Here is a 16,335-nt window from a genome sequence, read left to right on the forward strand (position 1 = left end):
CAGGACAAGTGCTGCTGACAGACCGGCGGCGCCGCCGCCGATGACCGCTACGTCGTACTGACTCATGCCCCCAGGCTGGACCCGCGCGAGTCGCCGACCAACGAACGTTGCTGTTTCCGGGAAACGGGGGTGGGATGAGCCTCGTGGACGACACCTCAGCGGCCATCGCCGCCACGCTGCAGCAGGTCGGGCCGCGGCTGAAACGGCTCCGCCGGCAACGCCGGATCACCCTCACCGGCCTCGCCGGCACCACCGGCATCTCCAAAAGCACGCTGTCCCGGCTGGAGACCGGACAGCGGCGACCCACCCTGGAACTGCTCCTCGCGCTGTCGCAGGCCTATCGGGTGCCGCTGGACGACCTGGTCGGCGCCCCGGCAGCCGGCGACCCGCGCGTCCAGCTCAAGGCCGGCCGGGTCAAGGGCAGGACGGTCATCCCGCTGATCCGGCAGCCCGAGGGCACGCAGGCCTGGAAGATCGTCATCCCGACCAGCAAAGGGCATCCGGAGCCACGGGCACACGACGGCCACGAATGGATCTACGTCCTGTCCGGGCACCTGCGGCTCGTCCTCGGTGACCAGGACTGGGTGCTCGGACGCGGCGAGGTCGCCGAATTCGACACCCAGGTACCGCACTGGTTCGGCAGCACGGGCGACGAGCCCACGGAGATCCTCAGCATTTTCGGACGACCCGGCGAACGGATGAGCGTCCGAACAACACCTGCGCAGGCATCTAGCGCATAGAGCGGACCCTTGGTGATGCCGCACGGACCCCCAGTCGGTCCGTCCGCCCGTGACCGCCGGGGTGGACGGGCGAACCGCCTTGTCCATCTTGTTGCGTGTCGGCGTCGAGGAGTTCCTCGGCGGGCTGCGGGCCTCGCTGAAGGACCGTAGTTTCCGGCCGCTGCCGGTGCGGGAACGGATGATTCCCAAGCCGGGCGGGAAACTGCGCCGGTTGGGGATCGCCACGATCACCGACCGGGTGGTCCAGGCATCTTTGAAGCTGGTGCTGGAGCCGATCTTCGAAGCGGATTTCCTCCCATGCTCCTATGGGTTCCGCCCGGGACGCCGGGCTCATGACGCGGTGGCCGAGATCCGCCATCTGGCCACGAATCCACGCCGCTATGAGTGGATTGTGGAAGGTGACATCAAGGCCTGCTTCGACGAGATCGACCACGGCTCCCTGATGAGCCGGGTGTGTGGCCGGATCGCCGACAAGCGCGTCCTGGGCCTGGTGAAGGCGTTCCTGAAGGCCGGGATCCTCGGCGAGGACCGGCAGGTTTCGGGAGACCAACGCCGGGACCCCGCACGGGTCGATCTTGTCTCCTCTGCTCAGCAACGTCGCCTTGGCGGTGCTGGACGAGCACATCGCCCAGCAGCCCGGGGGTCCGGGCAGCAGCCCGGGCGTGAGGGCTGGGCGGCTGCGGCGCGGCCTGCCGAACTTCAAGCTGGTCCGGTATGCCGACTTATGCCGAGCTCGGCATAAGTCGGCTTATGCCGAAGCCCGGGTTATGCCGACATGGCTTGAGGATGCTCTGGTCAATGGGTGGTGGGCTGGTTTCTGAGTCGGCATAACCCGGCCGTTTGGCGCGGTGGTTAGAGGTTGTCGAGGAACGTGAGCAGGGTGTCGGACGCCCGGTAGCGTCCGGGGCTGGTGCCGGGTTGGTGAACGCGGGCGAGGGCCTGTTCCTTGATGGTCATGTCGGCGTGAAGGTAGACCTGGGTGGTTTCCGGGGTCTCGTGGCCGAGCCAGAGGGCGATGACGGAGGTGTCGACCCCGGGCTTCAGCAGCGACATCGCGGCGGTGTGCCGAAGGGTGTGCGGAGTGACGTTCTTCGTCTTGATCGATGGGCAGCCGTCCGCTGCCGCGGTTGCGTGTTTGGCGACGAGCCGTTCGACGGCGTCGCGGGAGAGCCGGCCTCCGGCCCGAGTGGGCAACAGCGGGCTGGCCGGGGCGGCGTCGAGTTCGGTCAGCCAGATCTTGAGGACTTTGACGGTCTGCGCGGTGAGCGGTGTGGCCCGGTCGCCGCGGTGGGATTGCCAGGACTTGGCTGATCACGACGGCGTGCTCGGGGGCCTTGGTGGCTGCGTAGCGAAACAGGGAGTGGATTGCTGCCAGCCGGGCGTTGCGGGTGGCGCTGCCGTTTCCGCGGTGCTCTTCCAGGTGTTGCAGGAACGCGCCGACCAGGGTGGTGTCGAGGTCGGCGAGGCTGAGCCTGCTGGGCGTCTTGCCGGTCTTGGCGTGTGCGAAGGCCAGCAGGAGCTTGCAGGTGTCGCGGTAGGCGGCGACCGTGTTCGGGCTGGCGTTCTTCTGCCGGGCGAGCCGGTCGGTGAAGAAGCCCTGCAGGACGGGAGCGAGATCAGTCATGAGGCTGCCCGCCCGTCCGGCTGTTGCTCGAGCCGGCCGGCGGCCAAGGCCAGCAGTTCCGGGACGGCTTGCAGATATACCAGTAGGTGGATTTCGGGTCGACGTGGCCGAGCCAGGTGGACAGGACCGGGAGCCGCGCCTGCACGTTGTCGCCGTCGCGGTACCAGTCCAGCATCGTCGCGACGGCGAAGACGTGCCGCAAGTCGTGCAGCCGCGGAGCGCGTCGTCCCGGCGGGGTCTGGATGCCCGCCGCGGTGATCAGCGCGGCGAACGTGTGCTGGATGTTGTATTTGTCCAGCGGCCTGCCGCGGCTGTTGACCAGGAACGTGCTCGCCCGCGGCTCGGGCACCATCTGGTCACGGACCCGCGCATAGGCGCGTAGTTCGATGATCGTGCTCGGGTGCAGGAACAGCAGCCGAGACTTGCCGAACTTGGAGTCGGCGATCACGAGCGTGCCGGCTTGCAGGTCGACGTCGTCGTGGCCGAGGTGGCAGGCCTCGCCCGAACGCATGCCGGTCACCGCGAGCACGCCGATCAGCGTCCGCCAGGTCGCCGCCCGGATCCCCGGTCGCAGACCGCCCGCCGCGCTCATCAGCGCAGCGACCTCGTCCGGTGAATAAGGGTAGGGAGGGATCCGCCGGTAGCGGCGCGACAGGACGTCCTCGGGCGGGATCTCGGTGGCCGGTTCCAGTGCCTGCAGGTGGCGGGCGAAGATCCGCACGGTGTCGAGCCGCCGAGCCTGGTAGACCTCGTCGCTGCTGTCCCGCTCGGTCTGGGTCGCCCACGCGATCGCCAGGTCAGCGGTCACATGTTCAGCGCCACGCTGCTCACAGAAACGGACGAAGCTCATCAGGTGAGGACCTTGCGTTCCAGCTTGAACCCAAGCGCACGGCGCATGACCAAGGTATTGCTCGGCCCTGACCCGCAGCCTGCTCACCGGCCGGCTCCGGGCCACCGGCGCGCCAGCGGACGCAACGCATCCTGGTCGACCTTGGCATAGATCGCGGTGGACAGCTGGCTGCGGTGCCGCAGCACCTGGCCGACCTCGGGCAGCGACGCTCCGGCGCGCAGCATCTCCGTCGCCAGCGTGTGCCGCAACCGGTGCGCGCCCCGCCTGGTGAGACCGGCCCGGCAGCAGGCCCGAGCCATCACCTGCCGGACCGCGTCCGGTGTCAGTTGCCGATACGGGCGCCGCACGGTCACGAACACCGCCCGCGACCCGCACCGGGGACGCCCACCGGTCAGCCATCCGGCCAGCGCCTGCCCGGCCGCTGCCGGCAGCGGGAGTCGTTCGACCCGGCTGCCTTTACCCCTGACCGCGACCTCGCCGGCTCGCCAGTCGATGTCATCCAGTTGCAGGCCAGCAGCCTCAGCTCCCCGCAGACCGAGCCGGGCCAGCAACGACAGAACCGCAAAATCGCGCAGGCCAACCGCCGTCTGACGTTCGCAGCGCGCCAGCAGCCGTTCGATCTCGGACGCCGGAAGGCCGCGCGGAAGAGCCGACAGCCGCCACGACGCCACCGCGGGGACCACACCGCCAGCGGCACCGCCGTGCGCCCGGTCGCATGCGTGAACCTCAGGAACGCCCGCAGCGAGGTCACCATCGCCTTCGCCGACAACGTGTTGCGGTCCCGGGCATGGTCCACCATGAACGCAACGACCTTGCCCGCGTCCAGGCCGCCGACCGCATCCGCGCCGCCGACGCCAACCAGAAACGCTTTCGCCTGCACGCCATAGCAGCGCACCGACACCGGCGACAAGCTCCGCTCCAGGTCCAGCCAGGTACGGAACTCTGCCAGCAGCGTCGCCGTGGCATCGTCCTCATCCGCTCTGCAGCGGGCTCCCTCTACTGCCCTCATGAACATCTCCCGTCCGGAGCAACATCGACCACTCCAGACAGACAGACCACCCAGCAACCCGCCAGGGTCATGCCGACTCAGAAACCAGCCCACCACCCATTGACCAGGGCATCCTCAAGCCATGTCGGCATAACCCGGGCTTCGGCATAAGCCGACGATTTCGTCATCCTCGTGCACGGCACCCGCAACGACGTCGAAGCAGTACGCGAAGACATCGCCGCCGTGCTCGAACCCCTGGGTCTGCGACTGTCACCAGCCAAGACCCGGATCATGCACATGAGCGAATCGTTCGACTTCCTCGGGTTCCGCATCCAGTGGCGCCGCAAGCGAGGCACGAACAAGTGGTACGTCTACACGTTCATCGCCGACCGGCCCATCCGGTCGTTGAAGGACAAAGTCCGTGCCCTGACGAACAGGTTGTCGCAGCTACCGCCCGGGGACGTGCTGATCAGGCTCAACCAGATCATGCGCGGCTGGGCCAACGACTTCAACACGCGGTCTGCAAACATACCCTCGATGCCCTGGAAAACTTCGTGTGGCATCGGGTGATCTGCTGGTGGATGCGGCTGCACCGCTGGAAGTGGAAGGACGTCCGCCGTCGCCTCACCGGCCCCAACGGCCGGTGGAACAGGCCGGCGGCGGACGGGGTCGAGTTGTTCAACATCGCCTCGATCCCGGTCACTCGGTACCGCTATCGCGGCATCAAGATCCCCAATCCCTGGACCACGCCCAACCACGCCTAACGGCAGAGACCGTGGAGAGCCCGCTGCGCGGAGACGCGCACGGCGGGTTCGGCGAGCGGCCTGGGGAAACGGACCGGGAGCAATCCCGGAATCGCGCCCCAGGCCGACTCAACCATAGTGGGACGGAGGGTCCGGGCGAGAGAGCTGAAACCATGTGGTGCCTCGGCGGAGAAGCCAGGCTCGACGAACGTTGTGAGGGCGTTCGTCTTCGATGGGTCGTGGAGCGAAGCGGGACTTGCCTGCGGTGGTGTGGGCCCAGACGAGAATGCTGACGCCTCTTTAAAGAGCATGGCCTGCGGCTCTTAAAGAGCATGGCCTGCGGCCGGGAGCCACGGCGAGGGTCCCGACGATCAGCTGCGGCGTCGACAGCTCGTGCCGACCCACCGGTCCGTGCCGTTCGGTGTTGGTGTGCTCGGTTTGCTGAAGACGGCAGCCAGATGTAGTCACGTGTGCCGGGCAGCGTGCTCGGCGGAGGGCCGCCCGGTACGTCCGACGCCGTGCCCGGTCGCAGCGTCCAGACGTGGATCGTCGCGCAGATCGGCAACAATGCGCCCGTACCGTTGACATTGACGCCGTCGGCAAGGCCACCCGGCACGTCGCCTTCTTCGAGATGCTCCACGAGAGCGAGCAGTTGGTGAATTGAGCGACGGCGGCCAGGGCGTCCAGGTGGTGTTCGCGGATGATGGCCGCTCGGTCCGCCACAGCCGCCAGCTCGTTCAACGATATGGCCAAGCGGTCGAGCCCCCTGGGCCGGCGACCAGGCCGGCGTCGAGAGGGCGTCGGGACGGTGCTGTGGCGCGCGTTTTGTCGAACCGGGCTCTTGCCGTGGGCAGGCGGCCTACCGTGTGTCGTGACATCACCCGCGATCACCGCGTTGGACGGGTATCGGCGTGTGTGCACGGAGGGATCGATGATGAGCATCGAGGCGGACAGACCAGCAGGTGGACGGTTTTCGGTGGCTAATCTTCCCGTCAATGTCAAGATCTTGGCGGCCGTGTGTATCGCGGGCCTGGTGGCGTTGGCCGTCGGTGTCTCGGGCCTGGCGGCGTTGGGCCGGGCCAGCGCCGCCGCCCAGCAGATCTACTCGACGAATGTGGCCAACGTGGCCGCGGTCGGCGATATCAAGTCGGCCTTCCTCCAGGTCCGGGTCGACGTGACGTTGCACGCGGCGAGCAGCGGGGCGGCGGCCAAGACGAAGGTCAAGGAGACGTTCACCAAGGACGTGCAGGCGGCGACCGCTGCCATCGCGGCCTACCGCAGCGGGCATCCGGCCGGCGATCAGGCGACGATTCAGAGCCTGACGACGGAGTGGCAGCAGTATTCCTCCATCGCCGCGACGAAACTCATCCCGCTCAGCGAGCTGGGCGACATGGCGACCTGGCAGACGGTCCGTACCGGCGAGGCCAACCCGCACATCGCCAAGGCGTACGAGAGTATCGCCGCGCTACGCGCCGCCGAGTCCCAGGATGCGGAACGGTCCGCGGCGGCGGCCCGGTCCGGCTACCAGGCCAGCCGGCTCACCTCCCTGCTGCTTCTGATCATCGGGCTGGTCGTCGCGCTGGCCGCCGGGGTGCTGGTGGCTCGGCAGATCGTCCGGTCCCTGAGCCGGGTCAAGGATGTGTGCGCGGCACTCGCCGAGGGCGACCTGACTCGCACCGCCGGGCTCACCGCACGGGACGAACCCGGCCAGATGGGACAATCGTTGGACACCGCAGTCGTCCGGTTACGGGCGACCGTGACCACCATCAGCGGCTCGGCGACCTCGCTGGCCGGTGCCGCCGAGGAACTGTCCGGGGTCACCACGCAGATCTCGTCCTCGGCCGAAGAGACGTCCGCTCAAGCCCAGACCGTGTCGGCCGCCGCGGAGCAGATCTCCCGCAGCATCGACACCGTCTCCGCCGGCAGCGAGGAGATGGGTGCCTCGATCAAGGAGATCTCGCAGAACGCCACCGAGGCGGCCCAGGTCGCCCAGGAGGCGGTGACACTCGCCGCCACCACCTCCGACTCGATGAACAAACTGGGCGAGTCGTCCGCCGAGATCGGCAACGTCGTCAAGGTGATCACCGCGATCGCGGAGCAGACCAACCTGCTCGCGCTCAACGCCACCATCGAGGCCGCCCGCGCCGGTGAACTCGGTAAAGGCTTCGCCGTGGTCGCCTCCGAGGTCAAGGACCTCGCGCAGGAGACCGCCCGCGCCACCGAAGACATCTCCCGGCGCGTCGAGGTCATCCAAGCCGACACCGGCGGCGCTGTCACGGCGATCGAGCAGATCAGCCGGGTGATCGCCCGGATCAGCGACTTCCAGACCACGATCGCCTCCGCCGTGGAGGAACAGACCGCGACCACCGGCGAGATGAACCGCAGCGTCACCGAGGCCGCCACCGGCGCGGGCGACGTCGCCCAGAACATCACCGGTGTCGCCGACGCCGCCCGCCTCACCAGCGAAGGCGTCAACCAGGCTCAGCAAGCCACGGCCGAACTGACCCGGATGTCCTCCGAACTGGCCACCGTCGTCGCACAGTTCAGATACTGACCAGCGCCTCGCCTGTCGCTCACGCCCACACGCCCGCGGTTCATTGGCACGTCGGCGGTTACCTCGTACTGGACACCAGCTTTCGCGCTGGCGCGCCCGATACTCGACTTGGTTCAACATCACGTTCGGCGTCCTCATCGTTGCCGAACCCGGCTCCCAGCCGGCGTACCGGCCCTTCAAGGCCGTCCGCCCCGCTCCCCAGCCGGCCCCCGGTGCCCACCCCCGGCGCCCAGCCGCACACGTCATAAGCGGTGGAACTTGCCTGCCACCATACGCGCCGGGCGTCTCGCGAGGTCGTGGTCCCGTCCAGCGCCACCCTGCGATAAGGGCAGTTGTCACAGGAAAACCGGTCTGGGTGCCGCGCCGGCTACCTGTGACCTTCAGGAGTCTACGGCGTTGAATCTTCGCCGGTAGTTGGCGCGTTCTCGGGTGGCCATGCGCGGTACAGCTTGGCGCGGAGATGCCGAGCACGTCGGCGATCTCGGTGCGGATCGGCCGGTGGCCCGGAGTTGGCGGCGACGAGTACATCACCGCCGGCCGGGGCCTTCTCCCTCAGAAAGAGACGCACTCTCATCTACCAGGCACAGGCTTCAAACCGCAGATGTATGTCGGCGAGGGACAGAGCCGCCTTTCTCGCGGTCTCCGTGCGCTATGGGCGCTGGGGCTGGCGGAAGGGGTCGGTGATCTCCCGTAACGATGCCAGCAGTTGCTTGAGTTGGCGCATTTGGGCTGGGCCGAGGCGTTCTTCCCAGTCGGCCTCGATGCCCCGGATGACCGGGATGCCGATCGCGACGAGTTGATGACCCTTGGCTGTCAGCTGGACCAGCCGGGCACGGGCATCGCGCGGGTCGGGGACGCGTTTGACATACCCAGCTCCTTCCAGTTGGTCGACGATGGAACCCACGGTCTGTTTGCTGACCTGGGCGGCGTCGGCCAGTTCGGCCAGGCGGGATCCGCCTGGAGCGATGCGCTGGAAGACCCGCGCCTGGCTCAGCCCGATGTCGTGGCCGTGAGCCTTCAGCGTGGCCAACACGGCTGTCTCCATGAACCGGTACGGGATCAGCAGCAGCAGCCCCAAGTTGAGCTCATCATCGTCATCGGCCATGCCGCCATCATTGCAGACGTCCGAAGTTCGGACTATATTGGTCCGAGGATCGGACTTCCGAAGGTGGGGTCGTGGATGAGGACTACTGGTCGAGGGTGCGCCTGCTGCGCCTGCGTGTCGCTGACCTGTTGGAGTCATTGACCCCGGCGAAGTGGGACGCGCCGTCGCTGTGCCGGGGCTGGCGGGTGCGCGACGTCGCCGGTCATCTCGCGCTCATTCCGACCATCACCACCTGGGAAATGATCGCGGCCGCGCCACGGGCAGGGTTCAACCCGCACCGGATCAACTCCCTGCTGGCCATCCGCAACGGATCACGCGACCGCGCCGACCTCGTCGCGCAGATCCGCCAACACGCCGGCGCCCAGCGCACCGCGAGGGTGCTCGACGCACGCAATGCACTGTTCGACGTGATCGTGCACAGTCAAGACATCACCGTGCCGCTCGGACGCGACTTTCCTGTACCTGCCGAGAACAGCCATCAGGCGCTGCGCCGGGTGTGGGCGATGGGGTGGCCGTTTCACGCCAACCGCACGCTGGCCGGCTTGACCCTGACGGCGACCGACACCGACTGGACCGAAGGCGCCGGGCCGCAGGTGTCGGGGACCGCCCTGGCGCTTCTGCTGCTCCTGACCGGCCGCACGGCTGCGGCCGTGGACAGTCTGCAGGGCCCAGGAACCGCACGGCTGCGCAAATCCACCCAACGTCCCGGCTAGGACCAACCTCACGGAGGCCACCATGCGTCGCTCACCTGCGCTGACCACCGGGCTTATGCTCAGCACCGTACTCGGCGTGCTCGACCTCGCCGGGCTGACCGGCCTGTTCGTCGACGCGGCGCCGCCGGCCGCATTGGTGATCGCCAGCGCGCTGCTGGGCGTGTCCACCATCGTTTGCGTGCCGGCCGCGTGGCGCGGCAAACGCCCTGCGACCGCGGTGGTGGCCGGCACCCGGACGGTGTCTGCGCTGTTGTCGGTACCGGCGTTCTTCGCCCCACAAGCACCCGGCTGGGCGAAATCGTCGCCGCAGTGGCCATCGCGGCCACCGCGGTAGCCGTAACGCTGATCTGGTCCGGTTCCCGTGCCCGGCTGCGTGTGGCATGACCACGGCCGCGTCCACCCGCACGGCCGGCCTGCTTTGTCCTGGCGCGGCGGCCATCGGCGCCGCCGGCGGCCCGACCATGATCATGGTTGCGCCGCAGGTCGGCCCCGACCGGCTCAGCTGTCCGTTCGACACGCCCATGCACCTGACCGCACAGATTGTCTTCGTCATCAACCACGTGCTTCTGCTGATCGGCGTCGTGGCCGTCGGGCGCGCCGTGCTCAACGCCAGCCGCGCCGGCAAAGCCGGCATCGGCATCGCCGCCGCCGCACTGATCGGCCTGACACTGTGCGAAATCGGCGCGATGACACTCGCCCGCGCACAGGTCAACGACGCCCGCGTGGACCGGCTCAACATCGGCTACGGCGGGTCCAGCCTGGCCATCGGATTCGGTCTGGTGGTGGCCGGCATCGCCGTCATACGTGCCGGCCGCTGGCAGCGATGGGCCCGCTACACCGTGCCGGTCTGCGGGCTCGCACTGTTCGCCGCCGTGGTCCCGGCGAAATCCGGACCGATGGCAGCCGGGCGCCTGGCCCTGATCGCCTGGATGGCTATGTAGGCCGCTATCGGCATCGCCTTGACCCGCACCCCCGGACCCGTCCTCCCCAATACCACGACGCCAGCCGCCTCCGCGGAATCGCGATGACCGGCCATGACGGCCGGCGGCCCGCGCAAGGCCACGCTACGATCACCCGCCGGATCCTCGGCGGGCGGTATGTCGCGGCGGGCGCACCGCCACTGATCGCCGTCGCCAACCCGGCACTACTGCCGACCTGGACCGACCAGCCCACCGAGGCAATGAAGGTTTTCACGGCGCACCCAGGGGCATGGCTGTTCACGACCTGCTTCCTCGCTGCCGGATTCGCCGTGAGCGTCCCGGCCGTCGTGATCCTGGCCGGCCTGCTCGACTCCGCGTCCGCCAAGGTCGCCGCCGCAACACACCTGATGGGCACCGCCCTGCTGACGATCACCCCGGTCTTCAGTGTCACCGTCACCCAGGACCTGTTCGGCAAGCCGCTGCCCGACTGGTACCTGCCACTCGTCCCCTGGACCGGCGGCGTCGACACCACCGTACTGGGCCTGCTATGGCCAGTCGCGCAGATCTGCTTCGGCATCGCCCTCCTACGCACGCCGCTCCTGCCCAGGTGGACCGGCTGGACACTCATCGCCGTCGGCATCCTCATGCTCACACAACTGGCAGTCCTCGGCGGAGTGATACCCGCACCGATGTTCTTCGCCAACATCGCCATCGGCGTCGCAGCGACGATCAGCGCCCGACGATGAAACGGCCCCGGCGACGGCACAACGACCTACCAAAGTTCGCCGTCGTGGGCACCTCATCGCGGTCGCCGACACCAACCCCGAAGGTGCACGCCGCCGCACCGGTGCATAACGAGCTGGTCAGGGTCGTCTCGGTGGTACGGATCTGGCGACGACCATCGGCCGGTGACTCTGCGGGTGGCAACGGCTCGAACCCGACCGAGAGGGGACGACCCCACCGGGCAGCGCGCTGCCCGCGAGGCCGAAGATCGTCAGTGGCCCGACGCCGACACCTGGGACACCGGCCCGGACGCGCTGCGGTTCCCCGGCCTGTACGACCCCGCCGAGGCGCACGACGACGAGGACGACGACCTTGAACCCCTCCACATCCACAGCCCGCCGGCGAACCGCCCCCGCTGAGACCCAGCGACCAGAACAGCCAGCCCAGCCGCGCCTACCCGGCGTGCTGACTCATTTCCGGCTTCGTCGGAGGTAGATCCACCTGCGGGGCCCGGACGCCGGATCATATGTCACCTAACGTGCGGTTGCCGCGCCGCTCTGCCGCCCAACAGACTGTCGGGTATGGCTGCGGGGATCGGCCGAACGAGACAGGACCGGCAGCGATTCCAGGCCGCGGCGCTGGACGCGCTGCCCGGCCCCCGGCGACAAGCCGCTGTCCCACCAACGACCTGGGCAACCGGTTCAAACTCGGCCCGTACGAGCGCAGCGTGCTGTGGTCCCTGTTGGACAAACCGGCCCGCGTCGGCCTCGTGGAACGCGTCCACGTCGATGGCGAGCTGTGCCGGTACTGGCGGCGTCGCGGCGACGGCCAAGCCGTCTGACACCGGCTGTGGCTAGCTGCCTGGGTCCGGTCCGGGCAGCCAGGCCCCGGTAGACCGGTCACTGTTGTCCGTGCGGCCGGACCGCGCAGAGCACGACCAGCAGGGCGGTCACTGGCACGGCTACGACGGTCAGGTTTACCACCAGCGGGTGCACCGGCAACCGAAGATCCGATCCAGCATGCCGCACAGGATGCCGGCCGGACCTTGGTGAACTCTGAGACTTCCGGCCGACGGGCACCGCCTCGCCCACGCTCGCCAGGGCCAAGACGCCGTGGCCAGCCGCTGATCATTCGACCATTTTGTCTTGCTTCTACTAAAATGTCGATCGGGCGAGTAGCGTTCTCGGTGGAGATCCGTCTCGTGATCTCTGCCGCGTCGGTTTGGATGCTCCTCCGCCTCACCCTCAGGACACGGTCCGCTTGGCGGTCGAAGTGGGTTGAGATGGTCCAGGTTCCGGTCCAAACGCAGGTCGCCATCCGACGAGCCGAGTTGGCCTCGATCATCGAGTCCTCCCATGACGCCATCGTTGGGATGACCGCCTCCGGCGTCATCAGCAGCTGCAACGCCGCTGCTCTGCGGCTGTACGGCTTCGCCGAGCAGGAGTTCGTCGGGGCTTCTGTGGAGATCCTCATCCCGCCGCAGCACCGAGCGGCGGAGGCCGCGATCCTGCAACGCGTCGCAGCCGGTGAGGATATGACGGCTCGCCAGACGCAACGGCTGCACCGGGACGGGACGGTCCTGACCGTGTCGTTGACAACCTCGCCCATTCTCGGCTCCACCGGCGCGATCGTCGGCGCTGCCACCATCGCTCACCTGGTCGACGAGCCGCCGGGGGTTGCTGGCGGTCTCGACACCCCAGCGAGCCAGCACCACGTCGAAGCCCACGGCCGGGCCCACCTTCTCCAGCCGCAGGTCCAGGAGGGCGACCGCCAAGCCGCGGACGACCCGCAGGATCGAACCTTCCAGGACCTCATGGACGCCGAGTACGCGCACGAACGCGTGCAGGTCCACGAGGCGCAAGATCGGTTCCAAGCCAAGATGGGTGCACGGCTCGCCCAGGAACGCATGGACGTCCACGACGCTGAGGATCGGTTCCAGAAGGTGATGGGCGCCGAACGGGCGAAGGAACGCGTGCGGGTCGCCGAGGCGCAAGACCGGTTCCAGCTCCGCGACGGCGAGGAGCGTGCCCAGGAACTGGTCGAGGTGGAAAATGCCCAGGACCGGTTCCAGGCTGTGATGGACAGCGGACGCGCTCGCGCCCAGCACGACCGCGAACATCTCCAGGCGCAACTCCACCAGGGCCAGCGCCTCGAACTGCTCGGCCAACTCGCCGGCGGCGTCGCCCACGACTTCAACAACCTCCTCGGCGTGATCCTCAACTACGCCGAGTTCGTCGGCAACGATCTCGCCGAACGCGGACCCGAGCTCATCGCAGCCCACCGTGACGTCGGGCAGATCCAGCGGGCCGCCGAACGAGCCAGCGACCTGACCCACCAGTTGCTGGCCTTCGCCCGCCGCGAAATCGTCCAACCACAGGTGCTCGACCTCAACCACATCGTCACCGACATGGAGCAACTCCTGCGGCGCACCATCGGCACCGACATCCTGCTGCGCACCGACCTGGCCGAGGGTCTGTGGCCGGTACTGGCCGACGCCGGCCGGATCGAGCAGGTGTTGCTCAACCTCGCGGTCAACGCCCGCGACGCGATGAGCGGCGGCGGCACGTTAGGCATCGACACCGCCAACGTCATCGTGGACATCGACGCCGACGCGCTGCTCACCGCCGGCCAGCACGTCCGGATCCGGGTCAGCGACACCGGCACCGGCATGCCCGACGCGGTCAAGGAACGCGTCTTCGAACCGTTCTTCACCACCAAGGCCGAAGGCGCCGGCACCGGACTGGGCCTGTCGACCGTGTACGGCATCATCGCCGAGGCCGACGGCACTATCACCATCCACTCGATCCCCGGCGCGGGTACCACCATGACGATCCTGGTCCCGGTCACCGACGAGATCGCCGACCCCGAGCCGGACGCCGTGCCCTATGAACGCACTCCCTCCGGCGAGACGGTCCTGATGGTGGAAGACCAGGAAGCGCTCCGCGAGGTCACCGAACGGATCTTCACCCGCAGCGGCTACCACGTGATCACCGCGGCCGGCGGCCCGGAGGCTGTCGCCTTCGCCGCCGGCTACGACGGCGACATCCACCTCCTCGTCACCGACGTCGTCATGCCCGACATGCTCGGCAAGGAAGTCGCCGAGAAGATCCGCGAACTCAAGCCCGACATCGAGGTGCTGTTCATGTCCGGCTACGCCCAACCCGTCCTGGCCTCACAAGGCAGACTCGACCGGGGCGTGCACCTCATTGAGAAACCCTTCTCGGCCTCGGCCATCATCGAGAAAGCCGGCCGCATCCTCAACGGCCACTTCGCCGGATTCCGCACCATCCAACCGTCCGAAACCGCCCCACCCGAGACCGACGACCCCGAACCCCACAACGCGTAAATCCCCCGACGACGCCCAGGCGCTGCTGCGCGGCCTGCAGGCGGCCCGCTGTCGAGGCCGCGCTCGACCCGCAGTCCCCGCCGAACCGCCCGTCCCGGCCGCGCTGTAGCTCAGCCACCGTCCTTGGTCACGTCCGCCGTCTCGGTGCCGAACCGAATGGCCGACGAACTGTCCGTCACTTGGCATCAACGCAAAGATCACGGCGCACATACCAGCTCTCCGGACGCTACTACCGTGTGAATATTCCACGTGTTGGGCTCCGGACACAAACTTGTAGCACTCATGCGTCAAACGACGTACCGGTGGTCAGGCGCGCCTGACCACCCACCTCTCATCCACGGCATGGTCAAAACCGGTCAGCATCGGCTGGCGGTGCGTGCCGTGACCGAACTTTCCCTTCCATCGGTTGTGCCACCGCTGGTTCTCGCCGGCCGGGCCGATCAACTGCCACGGGGCTCAGCAGCGCCGCGATCCGCGCGGCCGCCGTTGCCGCTCATGGCCTTGTCGGAGAAGCGTGCTGGATCCGCGGTTTACGGCCTCAGCACCCTTGGTGCGGGCGGCCGTATCGCTGACGGGGTAATCATGGCGGCGCTGGGCTGGGCGCCCGGTGGGCGTCTTGATATCCGGGTGAGCCGGGGCCTGATCGCGATTTTCCGGGACGAGCGCGGGGTCTTTCGGCTCACGGGGCGAAGTTTCCTTCACCTTCCGGTCGCGGCTCGGCGGTGGTGCGAGCTTTCCCCGGGCGACCGGGTCCTGCTCGCCGCCTATCCGGAGGGTGGCTTGCTGGTGGTGCATCCGCCGGCCGCCCTGGACGCGGTGGTCGACCGAGTCCATGCGGCTGCGCTGGGGGCGGATGCGAATGGCTGAGTCGACGATCGATCAGGCCGGCCTGGAGGCGGCCCGGCTGCTGCTCGAACGGATGGGCATTTCGCCGCTCGACCTCGTGGCGGGTGCCGCGGCGCGTCCGGTGGCGCCGACCTTCGCTGACTACGTTCCGGTGGTTGCCGCGTCGATCTCTGCCGGCTTGCTCAGGGCCTACGGGACGTATTGGAATCGGGTCGTTGAACGGTGGGGCGAGCGCCGCATCGATGAGGTCAGTGCGTCGGACATTCGCAGGCTGATCGTCGACATCAAGGCGAACCGGGTGCAGCGTCGCAACGGTCGTGGCGGGCGCAGTGGGAGGAGCACACGATCGCGGCGCTGCGGTGCCTGTATCGGCGGGCCACGGCGGACGGGTTCATGAGCGAGGCGGAAAATCCGGCCTTGAAGGTCGCGAAGCCCAAGCGGCTGGCCAGCACGCGCCGGGCACTGCCGGACGTACGGCTGGCGGAACTCAACGAAGTGGCGGCGATCAGCGGGGATGACCCGGCGCTGGACGGTCTACTGATCCGGTTGCATGTGGAAACGGCGTGCCGGCGCGGTGGGGCGCTGGCGTTGCGTCCGATGGATCTCGACGCCGATCAGTGCCTGATCTTGCTGCGAGAGAAGGGTGGGACGTTCCGGTGGCAACCGGTGTCGCCGACGCTGATGACGCATCTTCAGGCGCACGCCGCCGAGCGCGGTGCTCCGCCGACCGGGCAGCTGCTGCGGTATCGCAATCGTCAGCCGATCACCCGGCGCCGGTATGACCACCTGTGGGAGCGGCTAGGGGCGCGGCTGCCGTGGGTAGCGGCGCAGCAGACCAGCGCGCATTGGTTGCGCCATACGACATTGACGTGGGTAGAACGCAACTTCGGCTATGCCGTTGCACGCGCTTACGCGGGGCACGCGGAGAGCACGGGCGGCGATGTCGGGGCCACGGCGGGGTATGTGCGGGCGAGCATGAACGAGTTGGCGGACGCGGTGTCGGCGCTGACGGGTGAGCCGCATCCGCTGGCGACGGTGCGGCGATAGCGGCAGGGAGGGCTGGACCCGCTTGCAGTCTGAGGTGGGTTCCCCTGGGTGTCAGGGTTCGGTGAGACCAGCGGTTCACAGGTGTAGCCCGCCCGGGGCGGCGAGGATGGATTGATCACGTTGACGCTCAACACGC

General features: G+C 68.2%; 18 protein-coding genes and 1 pseudogene. 14 read left to right on the forward strand and 5 right to left on the reverse strand.

Features of this window, described 5'->3' with window-relative positions; genetic code table 11:
* The first annotated feature begins 143 nt into the window (after positions 1–143).
* Complete coding sequence (locus ACIA5D_RS50590) at positions 144–740, forward strand: helix-turn-helix domain-containing protein (protein WP_396037914.1); 597 nt, start codon at positions 144–146, stop codon at positions 738–740.
* A gap of 49 nt (positions 741–789) precedes the next feature.
* Positions 790–1,482 (forward strand): reverse transcriptase domain-containing protein, encoded by a 693-nt coding sequence (locus tag ACIA5D_RS50595; protein ID WP_396037915.1) that lies wholly within the window; start codon positions 790–792, stop codon positions 1,480–1,482.
* Between the two features lie 110 nt (positions 1,483–1,592).
* Here the strand turns inward: ACIA5D_RS50595 and ACIA5D_RS50600 are convergent, their stop codons facing one another.
* The 4 genes and pseudogenes from ACIA5D_RS50600 to ACIA5D_RS50615 form a co-directional block, all read right to left on the reverse strand.
* Positions 1,593–1,976: a tyrosine-type recombinase/integrase gene (locus ACIA5D_RS50600; protein WP_396037930.1), complete on the reverse strand. Its 384-nt coding sequence runs from the start codon at positions 1,974–1,976 to the stop codon at positions 1,593–1,595.
* 160 nt (positions 1,977–2,136) lie between these two features.
* Positions 2,137–2,364 (reverse strand): annotated as a pseudogene (locus ACIA5D_RS50605) (site-specific integrase); the annotation flags it as partial.
* Positions 2,357–3,172, reverse strand: coding sequence for a tyrosine-type recombinase/integrase (locus tag ACIA5D_RS50610; RefSeq protein ID WP_396037916.1), 816 nt, complete (start codon positions 3,170–3,172; stop codon positions 2,357–2,359). The gene ACIA5D_RS50610 and the pseudogene ACIA5D_RS50605, both read right to left, overlap by 8 nt.
* Before the next feature lie 125 nt (positions 3,173–3,297).
* Entirely contained in the window at positions 3,298–3,885 is a 588-nt protein-coding gene (locus ACIA5D_RS50615; RefSeq protein ID WP_396037917.1) for a site-specific integrase, read from the reverse strand.
* Positions 3,886–4,394: 509 nt separating this feature from the next.
* Here ACIA5D_RS50615 and ACIA5D_RS50620 point away from each other — a divergent pair.
* From ACIA5D_RS50620 to ACIA5D_RS50630, 3 genes are all read left to right on the forward strand, one after another.
* Positions 4,395–4,772: a group II intron maturase-specific domain-containing protein gene (locus ACIA5D_RS50620; protein WP_396037918.1), complete on the forward strand. Its 378-nt coding sequence runs from the start codon at positions 4,395–4,397 to the stop codon at positions 4,770–4,772.
* Positions 4,757–4,966 (forward strand): hypothetical protein, encoded by a 210-nt coding sequence (locus ACIA5D_RS50625; RefSeq protein ID WP_396037919.1) that lies wholly within the window; start codon positions 4,757–4,759, stop codon positions 4,964–4,966. Before ACIA5D_RS50620 ends, ACIA5D_RS50625 begins: the two co-directional genes overlap by 16 nt.
* A gap of 913 nt (positions 4,967–5,879) precedes the next feature.
* On the forward strand, positions 5,880–7,499 hold the full coding sequence (locus ACIA5D_RS50630; protein ID WP_396037931.1) for a methyl-accepting chemotaxis protein: 1,620 nt from the start codon (positions 5,880–5,882) through the stop codon (positions 7,497–7,499).
* 649 nt (positions 7,500–8,148) lie between these two features.
* Here the strand turns inward: ACIA5D_RS50630 and ACIA5D_RS50635 are convergent.
* Positions 8,149–8,604 (reverse strand): MarR family winged helix-turn-helix transcriptional regulator, encoded by a 456-nt coding sequence (locus tag ACIA5D_RS50635; RefSeq protein ID WP_396037920.1) that lies wholly within the window; start codon positions 8,602–8,604, stop codon positions 8,149–8,151.
* A 71-nt stretch (positions 8,605–8,675) separates the two neighbouring features.
* On the opposite strand from ACIA5D_RS50635, the gene ACIA5D_RS50640 reads away from it, so the two are divergent.
* From ACIA5D_RS50640 to ACIA5D_RS50680, 9 genes are all read left to right on the forward strand, one after another.
* A complete protein-coding gene (locus ACIA5D_RS50640) occupies positions 8,676–9,317 on the forward strand; it encodes a maleylpyruvate isomerase family mycothiol-dependent enzyme (RefSeq protein WP_396037921.1) in 642 nt (213 codons plus the stop codon).
* Positions 9,318–9,339: 22 nt separating this feature from the next.
* A complete protein-coding gene (locus ACIA5D_RS50645; RefSeq protein ID WP_396037922.1) occupies positions 9,340–9,651 on the forward strand; it encodes a hypothetical protein in 312 nt (103 codons plus the stop codon).
* A gap of 46 nt (positions 9,652–9,697) precedes the next feature.
* Entirely contained in the window at positions 9,698–10,258 is a 561-nt protein-coding gene (locus ACIA5D_RS50650) for a hypothetical protein (protein ID WP_396037923.1), read from the forward strand.
* An 83-nt stretch (positions 10,259–10,341) separates the two neighbouring features.
* On the forward strand, positions 10,342–10,983 hold the full coding sequence (locus ACIA5D_RS50655; RefSeq protein WP_396037924.1) for a hypothetical protein: 642 nt from the start codon (positions 10,342–10,344) through the stop codon (positions 10,981–10,983).
* Positions 10,984–11,145: 162 nt separating this feature from the next.
* Positions 11,146–11,379: a hypothetical protein gene (locus ACIA5D_RS50660; RefSeq protein WP_396037925.1), complete on the forward strand. Its 234-nt coding sequence runs from the start codon at positions 11,146–11,148 to the stop codon at positions 11,377–11,379.
* 863 nt (positions 11,380–12,242) lie between these two features.
* A complete protein-coding gene (locus ACIA5D_RS50665) occupies positions 12,243–14,306 on the forward strand; it encodes an ATP-binding protein (protein WP_396037926.1) in 2,064 nt (687 codons plus the stop codon).
* Positions 14,307–14,648: 342 nt separating this feature from the next.
* Complete coding sequence (locus ACIA5D_RS50670; RefSeq protein ID WP_396037927.1) at positions 14,649–15,173, forward strand: hypothetical protein; 525 nt, start codon at positions 14,649–14,651, stop codon at positions 15,171–15,173.
* Positions 15,166–15,549, forward strand: coding sequence for an integrase (locus tag ACIA5D_RS50675; protein ID WP_396037928.1), 384 nt, complete (start codon positions 15,166–15,168; stop codon positions 15,547–15,549). Before ACIA5D_RS50670 ends, ACIA5D_RS50675 begins: the two co-directional genes overlap by 8 nt.
* Positions 15,546–16,199, forward strand: a complete 654-nt coding sequence (locus ACIA5D_RS50680) for a tyrosine-type recombinase/integrase (protein ID WP_396037929.1) — start codon at positions 15,546–15,548, stop codon at positions 16,197–16,199. The genes ACIA5D_RS50675 and ACIA5D_RS50680 overlap by 4 nt, the downstream gene beginning before the upstream one ends.
* Positions 16,200–16,335: the final 136 nt, after the last annotated feature.

The organism is Actinoplanes sp. NPDC051513, assembly GCF_044454685.1.
GTDB lineage: Bacteria > Actinomycetota > Actinomycetes > Mycobacteriales > Micromonosporaceae > Actinoplanes.